Source organism: Pseudomonas sp. BS3782 TE3695, from assembly GCF_050435305.1.
Classification (GTDB): Bacteria; Pseudomonadota; Gammaproteobacteria; order Pseudomonadales; family Pseudomonadaceae; genus Aquipseudomonas.
Genome location: NZ_JBNDKB010000001.1, coordinates 5,067,048 through 5,091,668 on the forward strand (window position 1 = coordinate 5,067,048; position 24,621 = coordinate 5,091,668).

Sequence of the window (24,621 nt, forward strand, 5' to 3'; positions counted from 1 at the left end):
GGCGCCGCAGAACTCATGTGGGAGCGGGCTTGCTCGCGAAGGCATTGTGTCAGGCGGCATCGATGTTGACTGTGCCGCCGTCTTCGCGAGCAAGCCCGCTCCCACAGGGAATTTGTACTGAGTCAGGTTTATAGGGCGCCGCAGAACTCATGTGGGAGCGGGCTTGCTCGCGAAGGCATTGTGTCAGGCGGCATCGATGTTGACTGTGCCGCCGTCTTCGCGAGCAAGCCCGCTCCCACAGGGAATTTGTGCTGAATCAGGTTTATAGGGCGCCGCAGAACTCATGTGGGAGCGGGCTTGCTCGCGAAGGCATTGTGTCAGGCGGCATCGATGTTGACTGTGCCGCCGTCTTCGCGAGCAAGCCCGCTCCCACAGGTTAAGCGGCGTCCTTGCGTTTGGAGTCAGCGTTTGGGCAACTCGATTATCACCTTCAACCCGCCCCACTCGCTTTCCTGCAACTTCAATACCCCGCCCCACGTATCGACGATGTCGCGCACGATACCCAATCCCAAGCCATGCCCATCCGTCTGTTCATCCAGCCGGGTACCGCGGCTGAAGACCTGAGTGCGCTGGTCTTCGGGAATGCCCGGCCCATCGTCTTCAACGCTCAATTCAAACCCTTCAGCCGTTTCGACCACGCTTAATCGAACCTCGGCATCCGCCCATTTGCAGGCGTTGTCCAGCAGATTGCCAAGCAACTCGAGCAGATCTTCGCGATCCCACGGCAGCTGCAAACCGGCCGGGGCCCGGTAGCTCAAGTCCAGGTGTTCGCCGTGAATCATGTTCAACGTGGCCAGCAAGCCCGGCAGTTCGGCATCGCAATCGAACAACGCCCCCGGCAGTGCATCGCCGGACAGCCGGGCGCGGTTGAGTTCGCGATTGAGCCGTTGCTGAACCTGTTCCAGTTGCGCCTGCATGACTTTGCGCAGCTGCGGGTGAGCATCGAGTTTTTCGCTGGACGCCAGGCTCAACAACACCGCCAGCGGGGTTTTCAAGGCATGGCCGAGGTTGCCCAAGGCGTTGCGTGAACGCTTGAGGCTGTCTTCGGTATGGGCCAGCAAATGGTTGATCTGCGCCACCAGCGGTTCCAGCTCGACCGGCACTGCGTCATCCAGTTGCGAACGCTGGCCCTGCTGCAATTGGGCGATTTGCTCGCGGGCCTTTTCCAGCGGGCGCAAGGCGCGGCGTACGGTGATCCGTTGCAGCAGCAAAATCAGCAACAGCCCCGCCAACCCCAACCCCAGACCAAGTTGCTGCATGCGACAGAAACTCTCGCGCATCGGCGTGTAGTCCTGGGCGACGCTGATGGAAATCGCCTGCCCCAGCCGCCGGTAGTCCGAACGCAGCACTAGCAACTGCTGCCCTTCCGGCCCCAATTGCAAATTGCTATGCAAGCCAGGCTGTTCAAGTCGCGGCAACTCCTGATCCCATAACGAACGGGAACGCCAATGGCTGTCGGCAAAATCGATGCGAAAGTAATGCCCGGAAAAAGGTCGCTGATAGGCCGGCGACAAGTGCCGCTCATCCAGTTGCAAACCCTGGGGTCCACGCACCAGCGCCACCAGCAGGTTTTCGCTGTCGTTGCGCAACCCGGCTTCGAGGTAGCGCTGCAGCCCCATTTCGAACAGCCACAGGCTGGTTTGCGCCAGCACCAGGCCGACGATCACCATCACGCTGATCAAGCCCAGGCTCAAGCGGCGCTGGATCGACCTCACTGGGCTTGCCCGCCGAACAGGTAACCCTGACCGCGACGGGTTTCGATCACGCTGCGGCCGAGCTTGCGTCGCAGGTGGTTGACGTGAACTTCCAGCACGTTGGAATCGCGCTCGGTTTCGCCGTCGTAGAGGTGTTCGGCAAGGTGGCTTTTGGAAAGGATTTGTTCAGGGTGCAGCATGAAATAACGCAGCAGGCGAAACTCGGCGGCGGTGAGCTGAATGTCGGCGCCGTCGCGGGTCACGCATTGGCGACCTTCATCCAGATGCAAACCGGCGGCCTTAAGCGTCGGCTGATTGGCGTGACCGTGGGAGCGGCGCAACAATGCCTGGACTCGCAGGTGCAGCTCTTCGGGATGAAACGGTTTGGTCAGGTAATCGTCGGCGCCGGTCTTCAGACCTTCGATCCGCTCAGCCCAGGAACCGCGCGCGGTGAGGATCAGCACCGGTGTGGTCAAGCCGCCGGCCCGCCATTGCGCCAGCACCTCGAGCCCCGGCAAACCCGGCAGGCCGAGGTCGAGAATGATCAGGTCATAAGGCTCGCTGCTGCCCTGATACACCGCATCGCGGCCGTCGGCCAGCCAGTCCACGGCGTACCCTTGTCGGTTGAGGCCGGCCAGCAATTCGTCGGCCAGTGGCACGTGGTCTTCCACCAGGAGCAAACGCATCGGTCAGTCTTCCTTGTCTTTCAATAAATGGCCGGTGACGGCGTCAAGGTCCAGCTCGCGCACCACGCCTTCGGCAGTCAGCAGCTCAACCTCGTAAATGTAGACGTCGTGTTTTTCCTCAAGCTCGGCTTCCAGCAGCTTGGCCCCGGGATAGAGGTCCAGCGCTTGCTGCAAGAGCTGCTCCAGCGGCAGGATCACACCTTGTTGGCGCAGACGCAGGGCCTCGTCCTGATCCAGATCGCGGGCCATGACCACCGAGCAAAAAGCCAGGAGCACCAGCGCCATCCGACTGCTGGCGCGCCGATTAAAAGAAAACACCTTCATTACGTATCCTGATGATCCTTGAGAACCTGCCCGCTGACAGCGTCCAACTCCAGGTCCCATTCAAGGCCCTGCGGGTCGCGCAGTTCGACCTGGTAGATGTACTTGCCGTACTCTTCTTCAAGCTCGGTTTCGCTGATTTTGGCGCCGGGGTGTTTGGCCAATGCCGTGGCGTTGAGCTTCTCGAAGGACACAATGGTACCAGCGTCGCGCAGTCTCAGGGCTTCGTCGGGGCCGAGGTCGCGCGCGTGGGCAATGCTGGCAGTTATGGCGATGATGGAGGCGGTAAACAGGGCAGTCAGGATTTTCATGGGTGTCTCCGTATTTTTTTATGTGTTGCTACGAGAGCTACTTTAGTGATTCGAACTTAACTGAAACTGAATTGCCATCATTGATGATTGCAACGCGACATCACTGACATAAACAAATCCCGGTAGGAGCTGCCGAAGGCTGCGATCTTTTGATCTTTGACTGCGTCATGAACGCCAAAAATCAAAATCAAAAGATCGCAGCCTTCGGCAGCTCCTACATTGATCGGGGACAATCACAGCCCAAGAGATGCTTATAATCCCCCGCCAGACATCGAGACCGGTTATGACCGCGATCCACATTAAGTTCCCTTCCCTGACGCTCAAGGCCGGCCCGCGTGCCTTGGCGCGCATCCGTGCCAATGGCTTGAGCGCTGCCGATGTGGGCACGCTGCCGGGCGCCGCCGGTGGCCCGAAGGCGTTGGGGATTCAGGGGCTGGATCTGGCGCTGTTCGGCGAATGGCTGCCGGCGGCGCCCCGGCAACGTTCGCTGATCGGCGCTTCGGTGGGTTCCTGGCGGTTCGCCAGCGCCTGCCTGCCGGATGCCGCCGAAGGCATCCGTCGCCTCGGTCATCTGTACACCGAGCAAAATTTCGCCAAGGGCGTGACCATGGCGCAGATCAGCCAGAGTTCCCGGCGCATGCTCGATGACTTGCTCGACGGCCGTGATGCCTCGATTCTGGACAACGCCCACTATCGACTGAACATCATGGTGGTCAAAAGCCATGGCCTGCTGGCTGACGATCATCGCGGTCGGCTGGGGCTGGGGCTGTCGTCGGTGATCGCCGACAACCTGCGCGGGCGGGCGCGGCTGTCGCGGCATTTCGAGCGGCTGATCATCCACGACCCGCGCCTGGCACCACCGGTCAACGCGTTGAATGACTTCCCGTCGCGCTTCGTTGCGCTGGATGCCGGCAACCTGCGCCAGGCCCTGCTCGCTTCGGGTTCGATCCCGATGGTCATGCAAGGCGTGCGTGACCTGCCGGGCGCCGGTGCGGGGACGTTTCGCGATGGCGGACTGCTGGACTATCACCTCGACCTGCCCTACAGCGGCAACGACATTGTGCTGTATCCGCACTTCACTGATCGAGTGATCCCCGGCTGGTTCGACAAGACCCTGCCGTGGCGCCGTGCCTGTCCTGCGCGCTTGCAGGATGTTCTGTTACTGGCGCCGTCCAAGGAATATCTGTCGCGCCTGCCCTACGGCAAACTGCCGGACCGGAACGATTTCAAGCGCTTCATGGGCGACGCCCCGAGCCGGCAGAAATACTGGCGCACGACGATGGATGAAAGCCGCAGGCTGGGTGACGAATTCCTCGAACTGACCGCCAACGGTCGCCTCGGCGAGCGCTTGCTGACCCTTTAGTCAGGACAAACTGTTAAACTCGCCGCCTGCCCGAATCGCTGCGGCGAACGCCACCTGAACAGAGCTGAAAACACTGTGGAAATCTTCAAGGAATTTACTTTCGAATCCGCCCACCGCCTGCCCCACGTGCCAGACGGCCACAAGTGCGGTCGCCTGCACGGTCACTCGTTCAAAGTGGCGATTCACCTGAGCGGCGATCTCGATCCGCACACGGGCTGGATCCGCGACTTCTCGGAAATCAAGGCGATCTTCAAGCCGCTCTACGAGCGTCTGGACCATAACTACCTGAACGACATTCCTGGCCTGGAAAACCCGACCAGCGAAGTGCTGGCCAAGTGGATCTGGAATGAATTGAAGCCCCTGCTGCCGGAACTCAGCGCGATTCGTATCCATGAGACGTGCACCAGCGGTTGCATCTATCGCGGTGAGTAAGCCGATCTAAAGACAACGAAAATCCCCTGTGGAGAGTAATGCTGTTCACTTAAGAGAGTCTTGAGTCAGAGAAACCTGTGGCGAGGGAGCTTGCTCCCGCTTGAGTGCGTAGCACTCACAAAAATCGGCAATGATTGTAGATTTTAGGGCCGCTACGCAGCCCAGCGCGAGCAAGCTCGCTCGCCACAATCCAAGAGCGCGCCTAATGAACAGCAAGCCCGCTCCCACAAGGGGAACTGCGTTTCGTCAGTGAATAGATAAACAGCCTTCAATGGCTGTTTTTTTATGCCTATGCTTCTTGGCTCGCACACGCCAAGAGGACGCTCCCATGGCTGACTGGCCGCTGGCTCAGACCTATCGCTTCAACGGGCATTCCGTGCGCTACGCCGTGCGTGGCGACGGGCCGCCGCTGGTGTTCGTGCATGGCACGCCCTTCTCTTCTTATGTATGGCACCGGATTGCGCCGCACTTCATCACCACGCATCGGGTGCACTACTTCGATCTGCTGGGTTACGGGCAATCCACGCAGCCCGACGGCGATGTGTCGCTGGGCATCCAAAACCAGTTGTTGGCGCAATTGCTGGAGCACTGGGGCCTGGAACGGCCAGACGTGGTTGCCCACGATTTCGGCGGCGCCACCGCGTTGCGCGCGCATCTGCTCAATGGCAAGGATTACCGCAGCCTGACGCTGATCGATCCGGTGGCGCTGTCGCCCTGGGGATCACCGTTCGTGCAGCATGTGCGTCAGCATGAAGCCGCATTCAGTGGACTGCCCGATTACATTCAGCAGGCGATTGTCCCGGCCTATATTCGCGGCGCGATCAAGCGCGAGATTCCCGATCATGAGCTGGCGCCTTATGTGCGGCCATGGCTTGGGGAACCTGGACGAGCAGCGTTCTATCGGCAGATCGCGCAGATGGATGAACGTTTTACCCGCGAGGTCGAAGGGCTGTACCCGACGGTTCGCTGCCCGGTGCAGATTCTGTGGGGAGAGGACGATCAGTGGATTCCCATTGAGCGTGGCCAGGCGCTGCATCAGGTGATTGCGGGGTCGCAGTTTCATGCCATTGCCAATGCCGGGCATCTGGTTCAGGAGGATGCGCCGGAGGCGATTGTGGCGGCGCTGCTGCGGTTTTTGCCCCTGCACAATTCCCCCTGAAAAAACCGAATCCATTGTGGGAGCGGGCTTGCTCGCGAAAGCGGTGTGTCAGCCAGCATCATTGTTGAATGTCAGGCCGCTTTCGCGAGCAAGCCCGCTCCCCACATGGGTGCTGTGTTTCTTCAGGTGCACCGCTTTCGTGCCTCTCTGAGGGCCAAATCCGCCTGCTCGTCTATAAATAACAACACCCTCGCGCCATTGGCACGAGCACTGCAATACCCACGCGTCCTCCATCCAGCAAGGAACGCCACATGACGCAAAACGATTCGGGCAACGATTACCCCCTCAGCGAAGTCCCGATGCATGCCCGCAAAGGACTTGCCTCCACCGCCATGGTGCTACTGGGTTTTACCTTCTTCACCGCGACCATGTTTGCCGGTGGCAAGCTCGGTGTGGCGTTCAGTTTCGGCGAGATGATGGCAGTGATTATCGTCGGCAATCTGCTGCTGGGGATCTACGCCGCGGGGCTTGGCTACATTGCCTTCAAGAGCGGCCTTAACTCGGTGCTGATGGGACGTTTCTGCTTTGGTGAAGTGGGCAGCAAACTCAGCGACCTGATCCTCGGTTTCACCCAGATCGGCTGGTACGCCTGGGGCACCGCGACGGCGGCAGTGGTGCTGGGCAAATATTTCGGACTGAGCGAGGGCACGGTTCTGGGGCTGATGGTGCTGTTTGGCCTGGGCTTCTGCGCCACGGCGTACATCGGCTATCGCGGATTGGAGATTCTGTCGTACATCGCCGTACCGGCCATGATGTTGCTGCTGATGTTGTCGATGTGGGTCGCCACGGTGAAAGTCGGCGGTCTCGAGGGCTTGCTCGCGGTGGTGCCGACGGGAACGCTGGATTGGTCGACCGCCATTACCCTGGTGTTCGGCACATTCGTCAGCGGTGCGACGCAAGCCACCAACTGGACACGCTTCTCTCGTTCGGCGCGGGTGGCGGTGCTGGCGAGCCTGATCGGTTTCTTTGTCGGCAACGGTCTGATGGTGCTGATCGGAGCCTACGGCGCCATCGTTTATCAGCAGCCGGACGTAGTCGAAGTGCTGCTGTTGCAAGGCTTCGCCATGGCCGCGATGGCGATGTTGCTGCTCAACATCTGGAGCACTCAGGACAACACCATCTACAACTTCGCCGTCGCCGGCTGCAACCTGCTGCGCACCGGCCGGCGCAAAGCCGTGACCCTGACCGGCGCGGTGATCGGTACGTTGCTGGCGCTGCTGGGCATGTACGACATGCTGGTGCCTTATCTGATTCTGCTGGGCACAGTGATTCCGCCAATTGGCGGGGTGATTATGGCGGACTTTTTCTTTCGCTATCGGGGCCGCTACCCACGCCTGGCCGACACACGGCTGCCCGCGTTCAACTGGCCGGGGCTGAGCGCTTACGCGGTCGGCACAATCGCCGCCTTCAGCTCGCCGTGGGTCGCGCCGCTGGTAGGGATTGCCGTAGCCGCGCTAACGTATGTGCTATTGACCGGGGTACTGGGTGCCCGTACCGCCGACGCACCATTACAAGATCTCTAGAAGGATTGCCTGATGCATATCATCAACGCCCGCCTGCGCAACCAAGAAGGCCTGCATGAGTTGCACCTGGAAAACGGTCTGATTCACAGCATCGCCCGGCAAACCGAAGCCCCATCACTGGGGCCTGACGACCTGGACGCCGGCGGTAATCTGGTGGTGCCGCCCTTCGTCGAGCCGCACATTCACCTCGACGCCACCCTGACCGCCGGCGAGCCGCGCTGGAACATGAGCGGCACGCTGTTCGAAGGCATCGAGTGCTGGGGTGAGCGCAAGGCAACCATCACCCAGGAAGACACCAAGACTCGCGCCAAGAAAACCATCCAGACCCTCGCCGCCCACGGCATTCAGCATGTGCGCACCCACGTCGACGTCACTGACCCGGAGCTGACGGCGCTCAAGGCGATGCTTGAAGTCCGCGAGGAAAGCCGTCATCTGATCGACCTGCAAATCGTTGCGTTCCCTCAGGAAGGCATCGAGTCGTACCGCAACGGTCGGGAGCTGATGGAAGAAGCGATCCGCCTGGGCGCCGATGTGGTCGGGGGCATTCCGCATTTCGAGTACACCCGGGATCAGGGCGTCAGTTCGGTGAAGTTTCTCATGGACCTGGCCGAGCGCACCGGTTGTCTGGTGGACGTGCATTGCGACGAAACCGACGACCCGCACTCACGTTTCCTTGAGGTGCTGGCCGAAGAAACCCGCAGCCGCGACATGGGTTCGCGCGTCACCGCCAGCCACACCACGGCCATGGGCTCTTACGACAACGCCTACTGCGCCAAGCTCTTTCGGCTGCTCGGGCATTCGGGGATCAGCTTTGTCTCCTGCCCCACCGAAAGCATTCACCTGCAAGGACGCTTCGATAACTTCCCGAAACGCCGCGGCGTGACCCGAGTGAATGAGTTGCTCGAAGCGGGGATGAACGTGTGCTTCGGCCAGGATTCGATCGTTGATCCGTGGTATCCGTTGGGGAATGGCAACATTTTGCGGGTGCTCGAGGCTGGGTTGCACATCTGCCACATGCTCGGTTATCGCAATCTGCAAAGTGCGTTGGACCTGGTGACCGACAACAGCGCCAAGGCCATGAACCTGGGTGATCGCTATGGACTGGAACAAGGGCGACCGGCGAATCTGCTGATTCTGTCGGCGGACAGCGATTATGAGGTGATTCGCAGTCAGGGCTTGCCGCTGTATTCGGTTCGCGGGGGTAAGGTGTTGATGAAGCGGCAGATGCCAGTGGTGGAATTCAGTGGTGATTTGAGCTGAGATCTTCGTTGAATGTGATGGCCCCTTCGCGGGCAAGCCCGCTCCCACAGGTTCAGCGTGATCCCTGTGGGAGCGGGCTTGCCCGCGATAGCGGTTTGAAATTCACCGCATCAACCGCGCCGTCCCGAATAATCTGACCCGACTCAACTCGCCCTCCATTTCCTCCAGCAAAATCGGCGCCGTGCCGCCAGGCATGACCACCTTCACCTCCCCCGCCGTCACCCAACCCGCACGCCACGCCGCACACGCCACTGCACTGGCGCTGGTGCCAGACGAGGCGGTCGGCCCTTCGCCGCGCTCGAACACCCGCGCAACGATTCGACCCTCGGATTCAAGCATCGCCCATTGCAGGTTCACCCCTGCCGCGCATGGCTGCCCTGCGCCGGTCGGCATAGCGTATGCGATGCGGGTCAAGCCGTCGGCCAATCCCGATTCGCGCATCTGCGCATTACTCGGCAACGCATCGGCACCGGTCACCAACGTTACGCAATGGGGATTACCGATGCGTACGAACTGGCTGCGGTTCCAGGCAGAATCGAGCGCCGACAACGGCCGCACATGACTGACTTCGCGCCCCTTCAACACCACGGGTTCAACCCCTTGCGCCGCCACCGCTTCAGGCCCGAACGATGGCTGCCCCAGGTCCAGCCAGAACCCTTGCACACCATCGATTTCAGCGGGTTTCACTGAAGTCTCCACCGGTGAAACCGCGTCGCTCTTGTCGTGATGAACCCGCAGCTGACAGGCCTCTTCCGTGGGCATCAACCCTTGTTCAGCAAGGGCCTGGGAAAAAATCGTCAGGCCATTGCCGCTGCGCTCGGCCAGCGTGCCGTCAGTGTTGACGATCAACAGATCAAACGGCGGCGACGATTGAAACGGTCCTACCAGCAGACCATCGCAACGATGTCCCTTGCTGCCGGGCGGCTGTGTACCTGGAGCCCAAGCGCAGAATGCCTCGATAGCCGACACCGTCCACGCTTCGCGGGTTTGCGCGGCATGACTGGCCAGCGCAGGCAATTCGATTCCGCTACTTCGCACGTTGTCCGGCGTCACGACCGCGTAGATATTCCCTCGAGCATCGTACATCCGCGTCATGGCGCCCCCTTTATGAACAATTGATGCGTCGACGATATCGCGAAACAGCGACTGGCTGTGCAAGGATGTCACCCTGCCTGACTGCGGCCCCGCCCGGACGTGATGATCGAACCCGTTGCGGTTGTTCACTGTCCCTTGGGGACGCGACGTTTTTTGCCAAGGATCGATATGACCAACCTCAATACTCAAGCCGCATTCGTCCCCGGACGTCTGGAACAGATGTCCACCCGCATCGCCTTCTTCATCGCAGGCATCGGCATCGCGGCCTGGGCGCCGCTGGTGCCTTACGCCAAGGCGCGGGCCGGGCTGGATGAAGGAACCCTCGGGCTGTTGCTGCTGTGCCTTGGGGTGGGCTCGATTCTGGCGATGCCCATGGCCGGTATTCTGGCGACGCGTTTTGGCTGCCGCCGGGTGTTGAGCGGCGGGACTTTGTTGATCTGTGCGGCACTGCCGCTGTTGGCGACGGTGTCTTCGATTCCGGCGTTGATCGCGGCGTTGTTCATGTTCGGCGCCGGCCTGGGCACGGTGGATTCGACGGTGAATCTGCAAGCGGTGATCGTCGAGCGGGCCAGCGGCAAAACCATGATGTCGGGGTTTCATGGGCTGTTCAGCCTCGGCGGAATCGTCGGTGCGGCGGGTGTCAGCGCCCTGCTCGGTTTGGGTTTTTCGCCGCTGGGGGCGATGTTGGTGGTGATCGTGATTCTAGTGCTGGCCTTGCTTAAAGCCGCGCCGCACCTGTTGCCTTACGGCAGTGAAAGCTCCGGCCCGGCATTCGCCGTGCCCCATGGCATCGTGCTGTTTATCGGCGGGATGTGCTTCATCGTGTTCCTGGCCGAAGGCGCGGCGCTCGACTGGAGCGCGGTGTTCCTGGCGCAGGAGCGCGGGATCGACACGGCGTATGCGGGGCTGGGTTATGCGGCATTTGCGCTGACCATGACCATCGGGCGCTTGACCGGCGACAGGATTGTTCGGCGTCTTGGTTATACGCGGGTGATTGTGTTCGGTGGGCTGACGGCCGCGGCGGGCCTGGCGCTGGCGACGTTCGCACCGGCGTGGGAGGCGGCGCTGGTGGGTTATGCGTTGCTGGGGGCTGGCTGCTCGAACATTGTGCCAGTGCTGTACACCGCCGTCGGCAAACAGACCGTCATGCCGGAAAGCATCGCCGTGCCGGCCATCACCACCTTGGGTTATGCCGGTATTCTCGCCGGGCCTGCGGTGATCGGCTTTATCGCCCACGGCAGCAGCCTGAGTTTTGCCTTTGGGTTGATGGCAGTGTTGCTGGTGGCCGTGGCGATTGGCGGAAGGGTGTTGAAGGTTTAGAGCGAAAAGATCGCAGCCTGCAGCAGCTCCTACAGGGAAACGCATATCCCGTGTAGGAGCTGCCGCAGGCTGCGATCTTTTGATCTTCAGCTGTTAAAAACCAACACTGGCCTGCACAAAGAACGTACGCGGCGCGCCGACGTACATCCCCGAGTTGTTATCGCTGGAGCGGGTGAAGTACTGCTTGTCGAAAATGTTCTTCACCCCCGCTCCGACTTTCAGGTTCGACAGTTGCGAGCCAAAGTCATATCCCCCACGCACGTTCCAGGTCACGTAACCCGGGATGTCGCCGTACTGGCCGTCCGCGCTGCCTTCGGTGATGTAGTTGCCGCTGAAGCTGCCATCAGCGTTTACCGCGGTGCCCGGCGAGCGTTGTTTGGACTGGGCAAAGGCATCGAGGTTGTAGGTCCAGCGGTTGATGTCGTAACGCAGCCCGGCGGTGGCCACCTGACGCGAGTAGAACGGCAGGTCACGGCCCTTGAAGCCTGGAATCTCGCCTTCATAAACAGCACGTGTGTAGGTGAAACCGGCGTTGGCGGTCAGGCCGTCGAGCCGTGGGTCCAGCGCCGCCATGTCGTAGTGCACCGAGGCTTCCAGGCCCTGGTGCGTGGTGGCGCCGAGGTTGGTCCAGCCCACATCGTTGCTGATGTATTGCAACTCTTTATCGAAGTCGATGTAGAACAGCGTCACTTCCCCGCCCCACACGTCATCGTTGTAGCGCGTACCGATCTCGTAGGTCTTGGCCTTTTCCGGGTTCAGGCCGTTGGCGGTGTTGTCACCCGAACCACCCTGACCGAGCTGGAAATATTGCAGGCTGCCAAACGAGGTTTCGTAGTTGGCGAACAGCTTCCAGGCCTCGGACATGTGATACATCACGCTCAGGGCCGGCAGCGGTTCGTTGCTGTCGATGCTGCGGCGCTTTTCCTGCACAGGTTTGCCAGCGGTGTCGAGAACCGGCCGGTCGTGCCATTCGGTGCTGATGCTTTCAAAACGGATGCCGGGGGTCACGGTCCAGTTGCCGACGTCGATCTTGTCATCGATGTAAATGGCGTGGGCTTCGGTGCCGCCAGTGCGATCCTGGAACACATGGCCATCGGAAGTTTTGGTAACCACCGGCTGATTGTTCACCAGCGCCAGACGGCTCGCCTCTTCATGCATGCCTTCTTTCAGGTAGCGATAACCGACGCTGGCTTCCTGAGTGGTCGGGCCCAGATCAAACACATGGGACACCCGCGGTTCGATGCCGAAGGTGTAGTAAGTGCGCGGATAAGAGCTGAGGGTTTTCTGGTCGCGTGAAGCGATGGTGCTGCCACGGAAGCTGTCGGAATAGTAGGTCAGCACTTCGGCCTGGGTGCGGTCGTCGATCTGCCGAATCCACTTGAAGGACACGTCCTTGCGGCGGCCGCTGAAGTTGTCATGATCGCGATCGGACTGGAACGGATCGGCGTCGTACTGCTTCTGCGTCAGGCCACCGGGCATGTCGGCGCTGGCGTCGTAGTAGTGGAAATTGAGGCTGAAATCGTCCTGATCGGTGGGCGCCCAATGGGTCTTGAGGATCACGTCGTCGATGTCATTGCTGTTGTTGCTTTTGCGATAACCGTCGCCGTTTACCCCGGAATACAACAGTGCCACGCCCATGCCGTTATCGGCGGTGCCCCCCAGAAACGCGGTATCGATGTGTTTCCAGCCACCGCGCTGAGTGGTTTCCAGGGTGGTGCCGATTTCGCCGGTGGCTTTCTCCGGGATCGCGCGGGTAACGAAGTTGATCACGCCACCGACGTTCTGCGGCCCATAACGTACGGAACCGGCGCCGCGCACCACGTCGATGCTGTCGAGGTTGCCGGAGGAAATCGGCGCCATGGACAGCTGCGGTTGGCCATAAGGGGCGAAGGCGGCCGGCACGCCGTCGATCAGCACGGTGGAGCGTGGCGACAGGCGTGAGGTCAGGCCGCGCACGCCAACGTTCAGGGAAATATCGCTGCCGCCGGTGCCGTTGGCGTCCTGTACTTGCACGCCGGGTACACGACGCAGCACGTCACCCACGTTCATCGCGCCCTGCTCGACCATGGCTTCGCGACGGATCACCGTGCGCGCGCCGGGATGGTTTTGCACCACGGCGGCATTGGCATCGCCGAGCCAGTCGCCAACCACTTTGATGTCGGTCACGCCCAATTCCAGCGGGCCGTTGGCGGCGGAAGTCGGGGCTGGCATCAGCGTTACCGAGCCTTCATCGATCCGGTATTCCAGACCACTGCCTTGCAGCAATTGGCGCAAGGCTTGTTCCGGTGAAAGATTGCCGTCGACCGCCGGGGCTTGTTTGCCAGCCACCAGTTCAGGGCTGAAAAAAACCTGCAGCGAGGTTTGCTGGCCCAGCTGACTCAGGGCCTGGCCCAACGGTTGCGCCTGAATATGAATGGCGTCGGCAGCAAACGCCTGGGGCAGCGCCGAGCTGACCGCCAGGGCGAGAGCGAGGGGCAGCCAGGATGTTTTGTTATTTTTAGCGGTGGTTTTCTTCACGTCGAACGTTGTCCTGTGGATCGCAAAAGTGTGCGGCTGTTAATGCAAACCAGTTGCAGTTGGACAAGAAGACGAAGAACTCGAAAAAAACCTGAATCTATCGGGCAATTATTTCCTGGCTGCCGTCATCGAGGGTCCGAATGGCTACCGGCAGAATGCTCGGCAAGGCCTTGAGCAGTGCATCGGTGTTGTCGGATTTGAACACGCTGGTCAGGCGCAGATTGCCTGCTTTGGCGCTACCGACCGTCAGCGGTTTTTCCCGATAGCGCGACACTTCTTCGGCCACTTCGCTCAGGCTGGCGTTGTTGAACACCAGTTTGCCGCTGCGCCACGCCGTCAGTTCAGCCGGGTTGACCGCATAGGCGGCAGCGACAAAGCCCTGGGCATTCACGCGAGTACCGAGGCCGGCGGTGAGGCTGACGGAATCTGCGCCATTACCTTGAACCTTGACCGTGCCCTGCTCCACCGCGACCCGGGTTTCGCTGCTGTCGCGACGCACGTCGAAACGGGTGCCAGTGACCGTCACCTTGCCGCTGCCCGCCTCGACCACGAACGGTCGGCTGCTGTCGTGCTCGACGCTGAACATCGCCTCGCCTTGCGTCAATTCGATGCTGCGACGATCCTTTTCATAGCGCACCTGCACCCGGCTGCGGCCGTTCAGGTCGATCACCGAACCGTCCGGCAACGCCACATGGCGACGTTCGCCAAGGGCCGTGGAATATTCAGCCGTGTAGGTCGCCGGAGGGTTCAAGCCACTGAACAACCCCAGGCCTAGCGCCACTGCCAACACACTGGCGGCCACTGCATAACGCACCAACGGACGACGTTTGCCGCGGGCCGGCGAAGTTTCGCACAAGGCGTGCAAACGCTTGGTCGGCAGTAGATCGGCTGCCGCCCACAGGCTCTGGAGCATTTGATATTCGTCGCGATGCTGAGGGTGTTCGTCCAGCCAGCTCTCGAAGCCACGCTGTTCTTCGGCGTTGACGGCAGGTTCCTGCAAACGCACAAACCACCGCGCCGCGTCGTCGCGAACCGTTGTTTGCCCGCACGCACAATCACGAGTATCCATCATGGAAAGTCCTGTTTGGCCGGGGATGAAAAGGCGCACCGCATCTGCCTTTCGTAGGGGCTGCCGAAGGCTGTGATCTTTTGACGGCCTTGAAACCGCTGGAGATCAAGATCAAAAGATCGCAGCCTGCGGCAGCTCCTACAGAAGCCGATCTTTTCGGGGCTGCGGCGAATCATGGCTGTAACCCGTCCAGGCGATCACGCAAATGCCGCAGAGTGCGGATCATATACTTTTCCACCATGTTCTTGGACAGCCCCAGGCGCTCGGCGATTTCGGCCTGGGTCAGGCCTTCGATCTTCTGCCAGACGAACACCTTGCGGCAGTTGAGCGGCAACTCGGTGAGCGCCCGTTCGATGGAATCGGCCAACTGGATCGCGTGCATGAAATGCTCCGGGTCGCCGGACGACGACGCACTGTGATCGATCGCCTCCGACTCCATGGCGCCCCGCCGATCCTCACGCCGATAACCATCCACCGCAATGTTGCGTGCGGTCTGGTGCAAATACGCCCGAGGTTGTTGCACCGCCGCCGAATCGGACTCAAGCACCCGCACGAAGGTGTCGTGGGCCAGGTCCTCGGCCTGCTGACGATTTCTCAGACGACGGGTCCAGGTGCCGATCAACTCTTCGTAATGCTCGAAAAAGCCGTGTCTGCGGGGCAGCTTGGGGGTCATTGCGGTGTGCTGTGGAGGGGAGGCGAGAATAGTAATGCTTCCTATTAAGCCCGGCAAATCATTCCTCGGGGCGTCGACGAGAGGACCTGTCCCCCCACAAAATCTGTGTATAGCGATGATCGAAAATGTGGGAGCGGGCTTGCTCGCGAAAGCGGTGTGTCAATCGACATCAATGTCGGCTGATACACCGCTTTCGCGAGCAAGCCCGCTCCCACAGGGTATGCGCAAGGCTCCCCGGCGGTCGAAACGTCCGGCACCAGACGACCGGCGGCAGAAACCCATTGCCACATAATATTACCTACGTCATATTACATTCGTAATAAAGCACCATTTCTCACAGGTATTTCTCCATGACCAGCATGCCCAGCCTTGAACCCGACCTTGCTGTCGCGGTGAACACACCCAAGCCTCCCCTGCTTAAAAGGCTGCTCTTGCTGGCGGCGGCCATCGCGGCCTTGGTGATCATCGGGCTGTACGCAACCCATTGGTGGACCGCCGGGCGCTTTATTGAAGAAACCGATGATGCCTACATCGGTGGCGACGTCACGGTGATCGGGCCGAAGGTCGCGGGGTATATTGAAGAGGTGCTGGTCACCGATAACCAAAGGGTCAAGGCCGGGGATGTGTTGATTCGGCTCGATGCCCGTGATTACCGTGCCAACCTGGTGAAGGCCGAAGGTGCAGTGGCTGCCGAAGAAGCGTTACTCGCCAACCTCGACGCCACCGAACAACTGCAACATGCGGTGATCGGCCAGGCCCGCGCCGGCATCGATGCCGCCGGCGCCGAAACCGCGCGCTCGCGGGACGATAACGCCCGCTATAAACGCTTGGTCAACAGCAATGCCGTCTCGGTGGAAAGCGCACAACGGGCCGAGGCCACCTTCAAAACCGCACAGGCGCAGAGTGCCCGGGCGCAGGCCGAACTGCTGGCCGCGCAACGTCAGTTGAACGTGATTGAAACCCAGAAGCAGCAAGCGCGCGCCGCGTTGATTCAGGCGCGGGCCGAGCGTGATCTGGCGCAATTGAACGTCGGTTACACCGAGTTGAAAGCCCCGGTCGACGGCGTGATCGGCAATCGCCGGGCACGGGTCGGCGCTTACGCCCAAGCCGGTTCGCAGCTGTTGTCGGTGGTGCCGGCCAGCGGGCTATGGGTCGATGCCAATTTCAAGGAAGATCAGCTGTCGCGGATGACGCCGGGCCAGCGTGTGATCGTTCATGCGGACGTGCTCAAGGGACGTGAATTCCACGGTCATCTGGACAGCCTCGCGCCGGCCAGTGGTTCGCAGTTCAGCGTGCTGCCACCGGAAAACGCCACCGGCAACTTCACCAAAATCGTCCAGCGGGTGCCGGTGCGAATCCTGCTCGACCCGGCCGACGGCGTGCTCGGTCATCTGCGCCCCGGCCTGTCGGTGACGGCCGAAGTGGACACTCGCGCCGAACCTGAAACCCCGAACGTGGCCAGCACACCATGAGTCGCGTCCTCGTCGCCCCCACGCAGCCGTTCAACGCCGCCAACATGGCGACGGCGACCAAGGTGTTCGCCTTCGCCACCATGTGCATCGGCATGTTCATTGCGCTGCTGGATATCCAGATCGTTTCGGCGTCGCTGCGTGACATCGGCGGCGGGCTCTCGGCCGGCACTGACGAAACTGCGTGGGTGCAGACCAGTTACCTGATCGCCGAAATCATCGTGATTCCGCTGTCGGGCTGGCTGTCCCGGGTGTTCTCGACCCGTTGGTTGTTCTGCGCTTCGGCGGTGGGTTTCACCCTGGCCAGCCTGCTCTGCGGCGCGGCATGGAACATCCAGAGCATGATCGCCTTCCGCGCCCTGCAAGGGTTTCTCGGTGGTTCGATGATCCCGCTGGTGTTCACCACCGCATTCTTTTTCTTCACCGGCAAACAACGGGTAATCGCCGCCGCGACCATCGGCGCCGTGGCCTCGCTGGCACCGACGCTGGGGCCGGTGATCGGTGGCTGGATCACCGACATTTCGTCCTGGCACTGGCTGTTCTACATCAACCTGGTGCCGGGAATTTTCGTTGCGGTGGCGGTGCCGATGCTGGTGAAAATCGACCAGCCGGAATTGTCGCTGCTCAAGGGCGCCGACTACCTGAGCATGCTGTTCATGGCGGTGTTTCTCGGCTGCCTGGAATACACCCTCGAAGAAGGCCCGCGCTGGAACTGGTTCAGCGACAGCACGATTCTGACCACCGCCTGGATCAGTGGCCTGGCCGGATTGGCCTTCATCGGTCGAACCCTGCACGTGGCCAACCCGATCGTCGATCTGCGCGCCTTGAAGGACTGCAACTTCGCCCTCGGCTGTTTCTTTTCGTTCGTCACGGGGATCGGTCTGTTCGCGACTATTTACCTGACGCCACTGTTCCTCGGTCGTGTACGTGGCTACGGCGCGCTGGACATTGGCCTGGCGGTTTTTTCCACCGGGGTGTTCCAGATTCTGGCGATTCCTCTGTACGCCTTTCTGGCCAACCGCATCGACCTGCGCTGGGTCATGATGAGCGGCCTTGGGTTGTTCGCCCTGTCGATGTGGGATTTCAGCCCGATCACCCACGACTGGGGGGCGAAGGAATTGATGCTGCCGCAAGCCTTGCGCGGAATCGCGCAACAACTGGCGGTGCCGCCGGCGGTGACCCTGACCCTCGGCGGGTTGGCACCGGCACGGCTCAAACATGCTTCGGGGTTGTTCAACCTGATGCGCAACCTCGGCGGCGCGATAGGTATCGCCGCGTGCGCCACGATCCTCAATGACCGCACCAACCTGCACTTCACCCGGTTGGCAGAGAACCTCAATAGCACCAACGAAGCGCTGAATCAGTGGCTGTCCCAGGTCGGCAATAACTTCGCCGCCCTCGGCCAGAACGGTGACATCGGCGTCACCGCCAGCCTGCGTCAGCTGTGGCTGCTGACCTACCGCGAAGCGCAGACGCAAACCTACGGCGACGCTTTTTTGATGATCATGGTCTGTTTCATCCTCGCCACGGCGATGGTGCCCTTGATGCGCAAGGTGCAACCACCGGCTGCGCCGTCAGCGGATGCTCATTGAGCGGATTCAGATATAAGTCACTAAATAACAATCGGCCAGTCAAAGTGGAATTTAGCAGCCCTCTATACGCAGAACGCCACAGATTTAAGCAAAGAAATCACGTACAGCTGCCAGAAACGAACTGCTGATAAATACATTGATTGCGACGATAGGTATGAACAGCACTGCCTTCGCCGGCCTAGACAATTTGGAATCAAACAGTTTATCCGCAAAATAAAAAATCAGTAGAGTCAGCCCCCACACCGAGATCGTCAATAAAAAAACAAATAGAAAATCCGACATAGGACCTCTTCTTCAAAGAGCGATATAAGTTCAACTTGAATTGGCCTGAACTCCACCGGCAGAGTCCACGGATTCCAAATCAAAACGACTGGGTCAATGGTTATGCTGCACCACCACCGGGACCGTTAGATCGCATCATATAACCGCCGCCAAGTCCTCCGTAGAAAGATGCCATTGCCGTCCCTGCCGCTTGAGCAGTCGTTGCCGGCGTAAAGAATCCGACTACTCCGGCCGCAACTCCTGCGCTAGCAGCTCCAGTCCAAGTGGCGGGCTGTCCACTGCCAGCTTGCATTCCAATGTATCCAGCGACACCAACGACTGCTCCCGCAACTGCACCGGGCGGGCCAACAGCGCCGCTAATTTCTGCAATTTCCATCTGAGTTAACGCACGCATTAGAACCATCCTTTATAAGTGATATTTTTTACGCTCTCTGACCTACTTTCAATATAAAGCGTCGCAACTCCAATTGATGGAGTAATTATCAGCAAAAAAATTAAATCGGAACGATCCTACGCAAGTCAGGTTATATATTCCTACAAACACTACCTACTGAATGATTTTCTGATGATTGGCATGCTTCATCCTCGCCACGGCGATGGTGCCCTTGATGCGCAAGGTGCAACCACCGGCCGCGCCGAGTGCCGATGCGCATTGAGGCATCAGGCTGCTTTTGCAAACAATCAGGCCTGAGGCATTTTGCGAAAACCCACGGCCAGGCGATTCCAGCTGTTGATGGTCGAAATCGCCACGGTCAGGTCGACCATTTCCTTGGGGCTGAACTCGGCGCTCAGCATTGCATAGTCTTCGTCCGGGGCGTGGGTCAGGCTCAGTTGGGTCAAAGACTCGGTCCAGGCCAGTGCGGCGCGTTCACGTGGGGTGAAAAACGGCGTTTCACGCCACGCCGACAAGGTGTACAGCCGGCGCTCGGTCTCGCCATCCTTGCGGGCATCGGCGGCGTGCATGTCGAGACAGAAGGCACAGCCGTTGATCTGCGATGCGCGCAGCTTGACCAGTTCGATCAGCGACTTTTCCAGTGGCAGCTTCGAGACGGCGGTTTCCAGGGCGATCATGGCTTTGAGGCCATCCGGGGAGGCGGTGTAGAAATCGATACGAGGTTGCATGGTGAGCTCCAGTCACAAATGGGTTGGCGCTACGTTAATGCCGGCTTGAGGTTGAACAAATAGCCAATTATTGGGAAGTTGAGGATGCCAATGGGCAAGCGTCATAAATAGGAGACATGGGTAATTGCCATCAGCCCATTAACGCCATTAGAATGCGATTCATTCTTGATTACGCGGCCGGGATGCCCGAAAGGAGTATTTGCCACCATGTCGCTCTCATCCCGAATGCCGTTGCCCTGCGCCACTTCGTCAATCCCCGAGACGACGTATAAACAACCACTGACACGTCGACAAACCCTGGCTCGTCTGGGCCTGTTGCTGGTGGTTGGCCCCATCGGTATGGCGTTGCAACATCTGCCCCTCGAGCACTGGAGCACTCAAGACCGCACCTCTGTCGAGCGCATCCGCTCATTGCCGGTTGAAGACCAACCCGATTGCGCTCGAGTGCCTAAGCCCGCTTGCGCAACCACTGCAAAAACCCCTTCTTCTCCACCCTCTTGGGCGTTTCCTGGATCAGTGCCTGCGCCGTATGCAAACGGAAATCCAGCAAGGCCTTCATCGCCTCATTGATGTCATGCCGCGCATCCAGGCATGGCTTGAGGTATTCCTTCTCGATGCGGTAGAGCGTGCAAAAAGTCTTGGCCGAAAAATCGGCGAGCGCCGATTCATCGGACAGAATCCCGGCCTCGCCTATCACCTCACCCGGCCCCATGCGCCCGGCCTCGAACTTTTTGCCAGCGCGGCTCAGGGTGACCGACACCACGCCGGATTCGATGATGAACAGGTGATCGCTGACCTCCCCCGACGGCAGGATCATTTCCCCGGCGCGGAAGGTTTGCAGTTTCATGTTCTGGCTGAAGGTTTCTTTCTCTTCTTGACGCAGGGTCGAGAAGATAGTCGAACTGTCCAGCAGCGCACGCGGCCGTGGCAATGTAGCAGGCACGTTGGATTCGACGCTCGACAACAGGCTGACACCCGAGGCCTGCAAGTGCCGGTAAGCCAAATCAAACAGCAGATTACGCACCATGCGCTTCTGATCCATGGAGACCACGAAGCCACTGATTTCGTATTCCATGCCAGTGCTGCCGGAGCTTTTCAACGACACGCTCGGCGCCGGTCTGGCCAACAGGAAGCGACAGCCCTGCATGGCCCGCTCCAGAGCATCAATCACCGTTTGCGGACGAGCATGGGGGCTGACTTGCACGCTGATCGATACCCCGAAAATATCACTCGGCCGGCTGAAGTTGATGATCTTGGCCTTGGCCGCCAGGGAGTTGGGAATCACCGCCATGCTGCCTTGCGCGGTCTGCAGGCGCGTGGCGCGCCAGTCGATGTCGGTGACCCGGCCTTCGGTGCCGTCGATGGAGATCCAGTCATCCAGTTGATAGGGTTTTGTGGTGTTCAGGACGATCCCGGAAAACACGTCACTGAGGGTGCTTTGCAAGGCCAGGCCAACGATGATCGCCAACGCACCGGATGTTGCCAGCACGCCCTTGACCGGTAATTCGAGTACATACGCCAGGGCGGCGATGACCGCAATCAGGAAAATCACTGCGCCGAGCAGATCCTGCAACAAACGCCCGGTGTGCCCGACCCGTTGCATCATCACCGCGCCGATCAACACTGTCAGGGTGCGCGCTGCATACAGCCACCAGCCGATCTGCAAACCGGTCGCCGCCAAGTGCAACGGCACATTGTCGAGCCAAGGCGCCGGCGCCATGGGGTTCAAGCCTTCGTTGAACAGCAGCACGCTGAACAACGAAAAAATCACCAGTCGTACCACCAGTTTCCAATTGCTGCCGCTGGCGGTGATCAAACGCCACAACACTAGATCGACCAGGATCAGGATCAGCGCGCTGAGCAATGGGTGATCGGTAAGCAGTGACAGCATCAAGCAACTCCAGCAAGGGTCAATGGCACGAAGATCTCACAGATTGGGCACAGTGTAGGAGCAATTGATGTCTCCAGAACAACACAAAACACTGTGGGAGCGGGCTTGCCCGCGATGGCAATTGATCAGTCAATGTGATGTTGACTGATCGACCGCTATCGCGGGCAAGCCCGCTCCCACAGGTTATGTGTGTATGTGCTGCCAGGGTTTACTTGCTGTTGGTGAGAGTGTTGTAGCTGGTCATCAGGTTGCGATAGTCCGGGATGTGGTTGGAGAACAGAGTCGCCAGACCTTCCACGTCGTTGCGCCAGTCGCGATGCAGCTCGCAGGCCAGGCCGAACCAGGTCATCAGTTGGGCACCGGAGGACGACATGCGATCCCACGCCGATTGACGGGTCAATTCGTTGAACGTGCCGGAAGCATCGGTCACCACGAACACCTCAAACCCTTCTGCCAGGGCCGACAGCGCCGGGAACGCCACGCAGACTTCGGTCACTACGCCAGCGATTATCAGTTGCTTCTTACCGGTAGCCTTGATCGCCTTGACGAAATCTTCGTTGTCCCATGCGTTGATTTGGCCGGGACGAGCGATGTAAGGCGCATCCGGAAACAACTCCTTGAGTTCCGGCACCAGGGGGCCATTGGGGCCGGTTTCAAAACTGGTGGTCAGAATCGTTGGCAGCTTGAAGTACTTGGCCAGGTCGGCCAGGGCCAGCACGTTGTTCTTGAAACGATCCGGATCGATGTCGCGCACCAGAGAAAGCAAACCTGCCTGATGATCGACCAGCAGAACGGCGGCGTTATCCTTGTCGAGACGTTTGTAGGAAGTAGTCATGGGGTAATCCTCGCTTTTTATCGATGCCGAACGGGCCGGCGGAAGTGAACTCTGATTTTTCGTTTAAACGTGGCCAGGCAAGCGTAGTCAGCCAAACCCGGCACGCCACAGCACTACAACAATGATTTCAATCACTCATCCGGCCGAAGCGGCCCGATTGAAAGTCGGCAAAGGCCTGGTGAATCTCCTGCTCGCTGTTCATTACGAACGGGCCGTGGCCGACGATGGGTTCATCGATCGGCTCGCCGCTGAGCAGCAGCACCACGGCGTCGTCAGGGGCTTGCAGACTGAGCTGATCGCCATCGCGCTCGAACAGCGCCAACTGCCCTTCCCGAACCAGTTCCACACCATTGACCTGAACCGTGCCGCGCAACACCACCAGTGCCGTGTTGCGCCCTTGGTGCAGATCCAGAGTCAGCGATTTTCCGGCGTTCAAGCGAACGTCCCACACATCGATTGGCGTAAAGGTCCGCGCCGGGCCGCTGTGGCCTTCGAACTCACCGGCGATCAAGCGCAGGCTGCCAGCGTTGTTCTTCAATGGAATGCTTGGGATGTCGGCGTCGAGAATCGTCTGGTAACCCGGCTCCGCCATCTTGTCCCTGGCCGGCAGATTGACCCACAGCTGCACCATTTCCAGGGTGCCGCCGCTCTTGGCGAAACCTTCGGAGTGGAACTCTTCATGGAGAATCCCCGACGCTGCGGTCATCCATTGCACGTCGCCGGGGCCGATCTTGCCGCCGCTGCCGGTGGAGTCGCGGTGTTCCAGTTCGCCCTTGTAGACGATAGTCACGGTTTCGAAACCGCGGTGCGGATGCTGACCAACGCCACGACGCTCGGTGGTCGGGGTGAATTCGGCAGGGCCGGCGTGATCCAGCAGCAGAAACGGGCTGATGTGTTTGCCCAGGTTGTCGTAGGAAAACAGCGTGCGAACCGGAAAACCGTCGCCGACCCAATGAGGTCGTGGGCTGGTGTAGAGACCGATGATGTTTTTCATCTTTCCTCCAAATCTGTGGTGTGACGCGATGGACAAAGCTTAAAACCGGCGCCTTTGGTGCGCTAGACTGCAAAAATCAGCCTTAGCGTTCTATTTGGAGAACGATGGTGGAAGACCTCAACACCCTGTACTACTTCACCCAAGTGGTGGAGCACCGCGGTTTCGCCCCGGCCGGACGCGCGCTGGACATGCCCAAATCCAAGCTCAGCCGACGCATTGCCGAGCTCGAAGAACGCCTCGGTGTGCGCTTGCTGCACCGCAGCAGTCGGCATTGCTCGTTGACCGAAATCGGCCAGGCTTATTACCAGCGTTGCCTGGCCATGCGGGTCGAAGCCGAAAGCGCCGCCGAACTGATCGAACGCAATCGCTCCGAACCCCAAGGTCTGGTACGCATCAGTTGCCCGACGGCGCTGCTGAATTCCTGGGTCGGGCCGATGTTGACCCGCTACATGCTCGAATACCCGCTGGTGGAGTTATTCATCGAAAGCACCAACCGCCGGGTCGATCTGATCCACGAAGGGTTCGACATCGCGCTGCGCGTGCGCTTTCCGCCGCTGGAAAACACCGACATGGTGATGAAGGTGCTGGGCAACAGTACCCAATGCCTGGTGGGCATTCCGGCGTTTGTGCAGCGCTTGTCGTCACCGGCTACGCCGGCTGATCTCAGCGGTCTGCCGAGCGTGCATTGGGGTGGCGCACAGAGGGAATATCAGTGGGAATTGTTCGGTGCCGACGGTGCGAGCGCGCTGATTCGTCATACCCCGCGGATGGTCACCGACGACTTGCTGGCCTTGCGTCACGCGGTACTCGCCGGCATCGGCATCGCCCACCTACCCAGTGTGGTGGTGCGCGATGAGATTGCCGCCGGCCGATTGGTGGAACTGGTACCGGGCTGGGCGCCCAAGTGCGGGATCGTGCATGCGATTTTCCCCTCACGACGCGGATTGCTGCCGTCGGTGCGGACCTTGATCGACTTTCTGGGCGAGGAATTCAGTCACAGTGACATCGCTTGA

The 24,621-nt window shown here is 60.0% G+C and carries 21 protein-coding genes; 9 read left to right on the forward strand and 12 right to left on the reverse strand.

All coding sequences use genetic code 11. The features are described from left to right. Window positions 1–401 precede the first annotated feature (401 nt). The 4 genes from ABH909_RS22870 to ABH909_RS22885 are packed head-to-tail and all read right to left on the reverse strand — an operon-like array spanning window position 402 to window position 3,012. Window positions 402–1,715 (reverse strand): sensor histidine kinase, encoded by a 1,314-nt coding sequence (locus ABH909_RS22870; protein WP_429437405.1) that lies wholly within the window; start codon window positions 1,713–1,715, stop codon window positions 402–404. Further along, entirely contained in the window at window positions 1,712–2,380 is a 669-nt protein-coding gene (locus tag ABH909_RS22875; RefSeq protein ID WP_429437408.1) for a response regulator transcription factor, read from the reverse strand. The genes ABH909_RS22870 and ABH909_RS22875 overlap by 4 nt, the downstream gene beginning before the upstream one ends. A gap of 3 nt (window positions 2,381–2,383) precedes the next feature. Further along, a complete protein-coding gene (locus tag ABH909_RS22880) occupies window positions 2,384–2,704 on the reverse strand; it encodes a PepSY domain-containing protein (protein ID WP_429437411.1) in 321 nt (106 codons plus the stop codon). Further along, window positions 2,704–3,012: a PepSY domain-containing protein gene (locus ABH909_RS22885; RefSeq protein WP_429437414.1), complete on the reverse strand. Its 309-nt coding sequence runs from the start codon at window positions 3,010–3,012 to the stop codon at window positions 2,704–2,706. Before ABH909_RS22885 ends, ABH909_RS22880 begins: the two co-directional genes overlap by 1 nt. A 283-nt stretch (window positions 3,013–3,295) precedes the next feature. On the opposite strand from ABH909_RS22885, the gene ABH909_RS22890 reads away from it, so the two are divergent. From ABH909_RS22890 to codA, 5 genes are all read left to right on the forward strand, one after another. Further along, on the forward strand, window positions 3,296–4,375 hold the full coding sequence (locus ABH909_RS22890; protein WP_429437417.1) for a patatin-like phospholipase family protein: 1,080 nt from the start codon (window positions 3,296–3,298) through the stop codon (window positions 4,373–4,375). Window positions 4,376–4,450: 75 nt separating this feature from the next. Continuing rightward, window positions 4,451–4,807, forward strand: a complete 357-nt coding sequence (queD, locus tag ABH909_RS22895; RefSeq protein ID WP_003173033.1) for a 6-carboxytetrahydropterin synthase QueD — start codon at window positions 4,451–4,453, stop codon at window positions 4,805–4,807. A gap of 328 nt (window positions 4,808–5,135) precedes the next feature. Beyond that, window positions 5,136–5,966: an alpha/beta fold hydrolase gene (locus tag ABH909_RS22900; RefSeq protein ID WP_429437420.1), complete on the forward strand. Its 831-nt coding sequence runs from the start codon at window positions 5,136–5,138 to the stop codon at window positions 5,964–5,966. A gap of 251 nt (window positions 5,967–6,217) precedes the next feature. Then, a complete protein-coding gene (gene codB / locus ABH909_RS22905; protein ID WP_429437423.1) occupies window positions 6,218–7,489 on the forward strand; it encodes a cytosine permease in 1,272 nt (423 codons plus the stop codon). A 12-nt stretch (window positions 7,490–7,501) separates the two neighbouring features. Then, window positions 7,502–8,749, forward strand: a complete 1,248-nt coding sequence (gene codA, locus ABH909_RS22910) for a cytosine deaminase (RefSeq protein ID WP_429437426.1) — start codon at window positions 7,502–7,504, stop codon at window positions 8,747–8,749. Window positions 8,750–8,851: 102 nt separating this feature from the next. On the opposite strand, the gene ABH909_RS22915 is transcribed toward codA, so the two are convergent. Further along, a complete protein-coding gene (locus ABH909_RS22915; protein WP_429437429.1) occupies window positions 8,852–9,844 on the reverse strand; it encodes a diaminopimelate epimerase in 993 nt (330 codons plus the stop codon). 168 nt (window positions 9,845–10,012) lie between these two features. Here ABH909_RS22915 and ABH909_RS22920 point away from each other — a divergent pair, with 168 nt between their 5' ends. Next, entirely contained in the window at window positions 10,013–11,164 is a 1,152-nt protein-coding gene (locus ABH909_RS22920) for an MFS transporter (protein WP_429437432.1), read from the forward strand. Window positions 11,165–11,257: 93 nt separating this feature from the next. Here ABH909_RS22920 and ABH909_RS22925 read toward each other — a convergent pair whose 3' ends face one another. The 3 genes from ABH909_RS22925 to ABH909_RS22935 all read right to left on the reverse strand — a co-directional run bounded on the left by ABH909_RS22925 (window position 11,258) and on the right by ABH909_RS22935 (window position 15,423). After that, the gene (locus ABH909_RS22925) at window positions 11,258–13,681 is read right to left on the reverse strand and encodes a TonB-dependent siderophore receptor (RefSeq protein ID WP_429437435.1); all 2,424 of its coding nucleotides are present in this window, start codon (window positions 13,679–13,681) and stop codon (window positions 11,258–11,260) included. A gap of 97 nt (window positions 13,682–13,778) precedes the next feature. Further along, window positions 13,779–14,753, reverse strand: a complete 975-nt coding sequence (locus tag ABH909_RS22930) for a FecR family protein (protein WP_429437438.1) — start codon at window positions 14,751–14,753, stop codon at window positions 13,779–13,781. Window positions 14,754–14,922: 169 nt separating this feature from the next. Continuing rightward, on the reverse strand, window positions 14,923–15,423 hold the full coding sequence (locus ABH909_RS22935; protein WP_429437441.1) for a sigma-70 family RNA polymerase sigma factor: 501 nt from the start codon (window positions 15,421–15,423) through the stop codon (window positions 14,923–14,925). A 350-nt stretch (window positions 15,424–15,773) separates the two neighbouring features. Here ABH909_RS22935 and ABH909_RS22940 point away from each other — a divergent pair, with 350 nt between their 5' ends. Together ABH909_RS22940 and ABH909_RS22945 are read left to right on the forward strand one after the other, a co-directional pair. Continuing rightward, window positions 15,774–16,895, forward strand: coding sequence for an HlyD family secretion protein (locus ABH909_RS22940; protein WP_429437444.1), 1,122 nt, complete (start codon window positions 15,774–15,776; stop codon window positions 16,893–16,895). Beyond that, entirely contained in the window at window positions 16,892–18,484 is a 1,593-nt protein-coding gene (locus tag ABH909_RS22945) for a DHA2 family efflux MFS transporter permease subunit (protein WP_429437447.1), read from the forward strand. Before ABH909_RS22940 ends, ABH909_RS22945 begins: the two co-directional genes overlap by 4 nt. Before the next feature lie 963 nt (window positions 18,485–19,447). On the opposite strand, the gene ABH909_RS22950 is transcribed toward ABH909_RS22945, so the two are convergent. The 4 genes from ABH909_RS22950 to ABH909_RS22965 all read right to left on the reverse strand — a co-directional run bounded on the left by ABH909_RS22950 (window position 19,448) and on the right by ABH909_RS22965 (window position 23,608). Beyond that, window positions 19,448–19,888, reverse strand: a complete 441-nt coding sequence (locus ABH909_RS22950; RefSeq protein WP_429437450.1) for a carboxymuconolactone decarboxylase family protein — start codon at window positions 19,886–19,888, stop codon at window positions 19,448–19,450. A gap of 448 nt (window positions 19,889–20,336) precedes the next feature. Continuing rightward, window positions 20,337–21,779 (reverse strand): mechanosensitive ion channel domain-containing protein, encoded by a 1,443-nt coding sequence (locus tag ABH909_RS22955; RefSeq protein ID WP_429437453.1) that lies wholly within the window; start codon window positions 21,777–21,779, stop codon window positions 20,337–20,339. Window positions 21,780–21,987: 208 nt separating this feature from the next. After that, entirely contained in the window at window positions 21,988–22,614 is a 627-nt protein-coding gene (ycaC, locus tag ABH909_RS22960) for an isochorismate family cysteine hydrolase YcaC (RefSeq protein ID WP_007907677.1), read from the reverse strand. Window positions 22,615–22,741: 127 nt separating this feature from the next. Beyond that, on the reverse strand, window positions 22,742–23,608 hold the full coding sequence (locus ABH909_RS22965) for a pirin family protein (protein ID WP_429437456.1): 867 nt from the start codon (window positions 23,606–23,608) through the stop codon (window positions 22,742–22,744). 104 nt (window positions 23,609–23,712) lie between these two features. Between ABH909_RS22965 and ABH909_RS22970 the strand changes: the two genes are divergently transcribed. Beyond that, window positions 23,713–24,621, forward strand: a complete 909-nt coding sequence (locus ABH909_RS22970) for a LysR substrate-binding domain-containing protein (protein ID WP_429437459.1) — start codon at window positions 23,713–23,715, stop codon at window positions 24,619–24,621.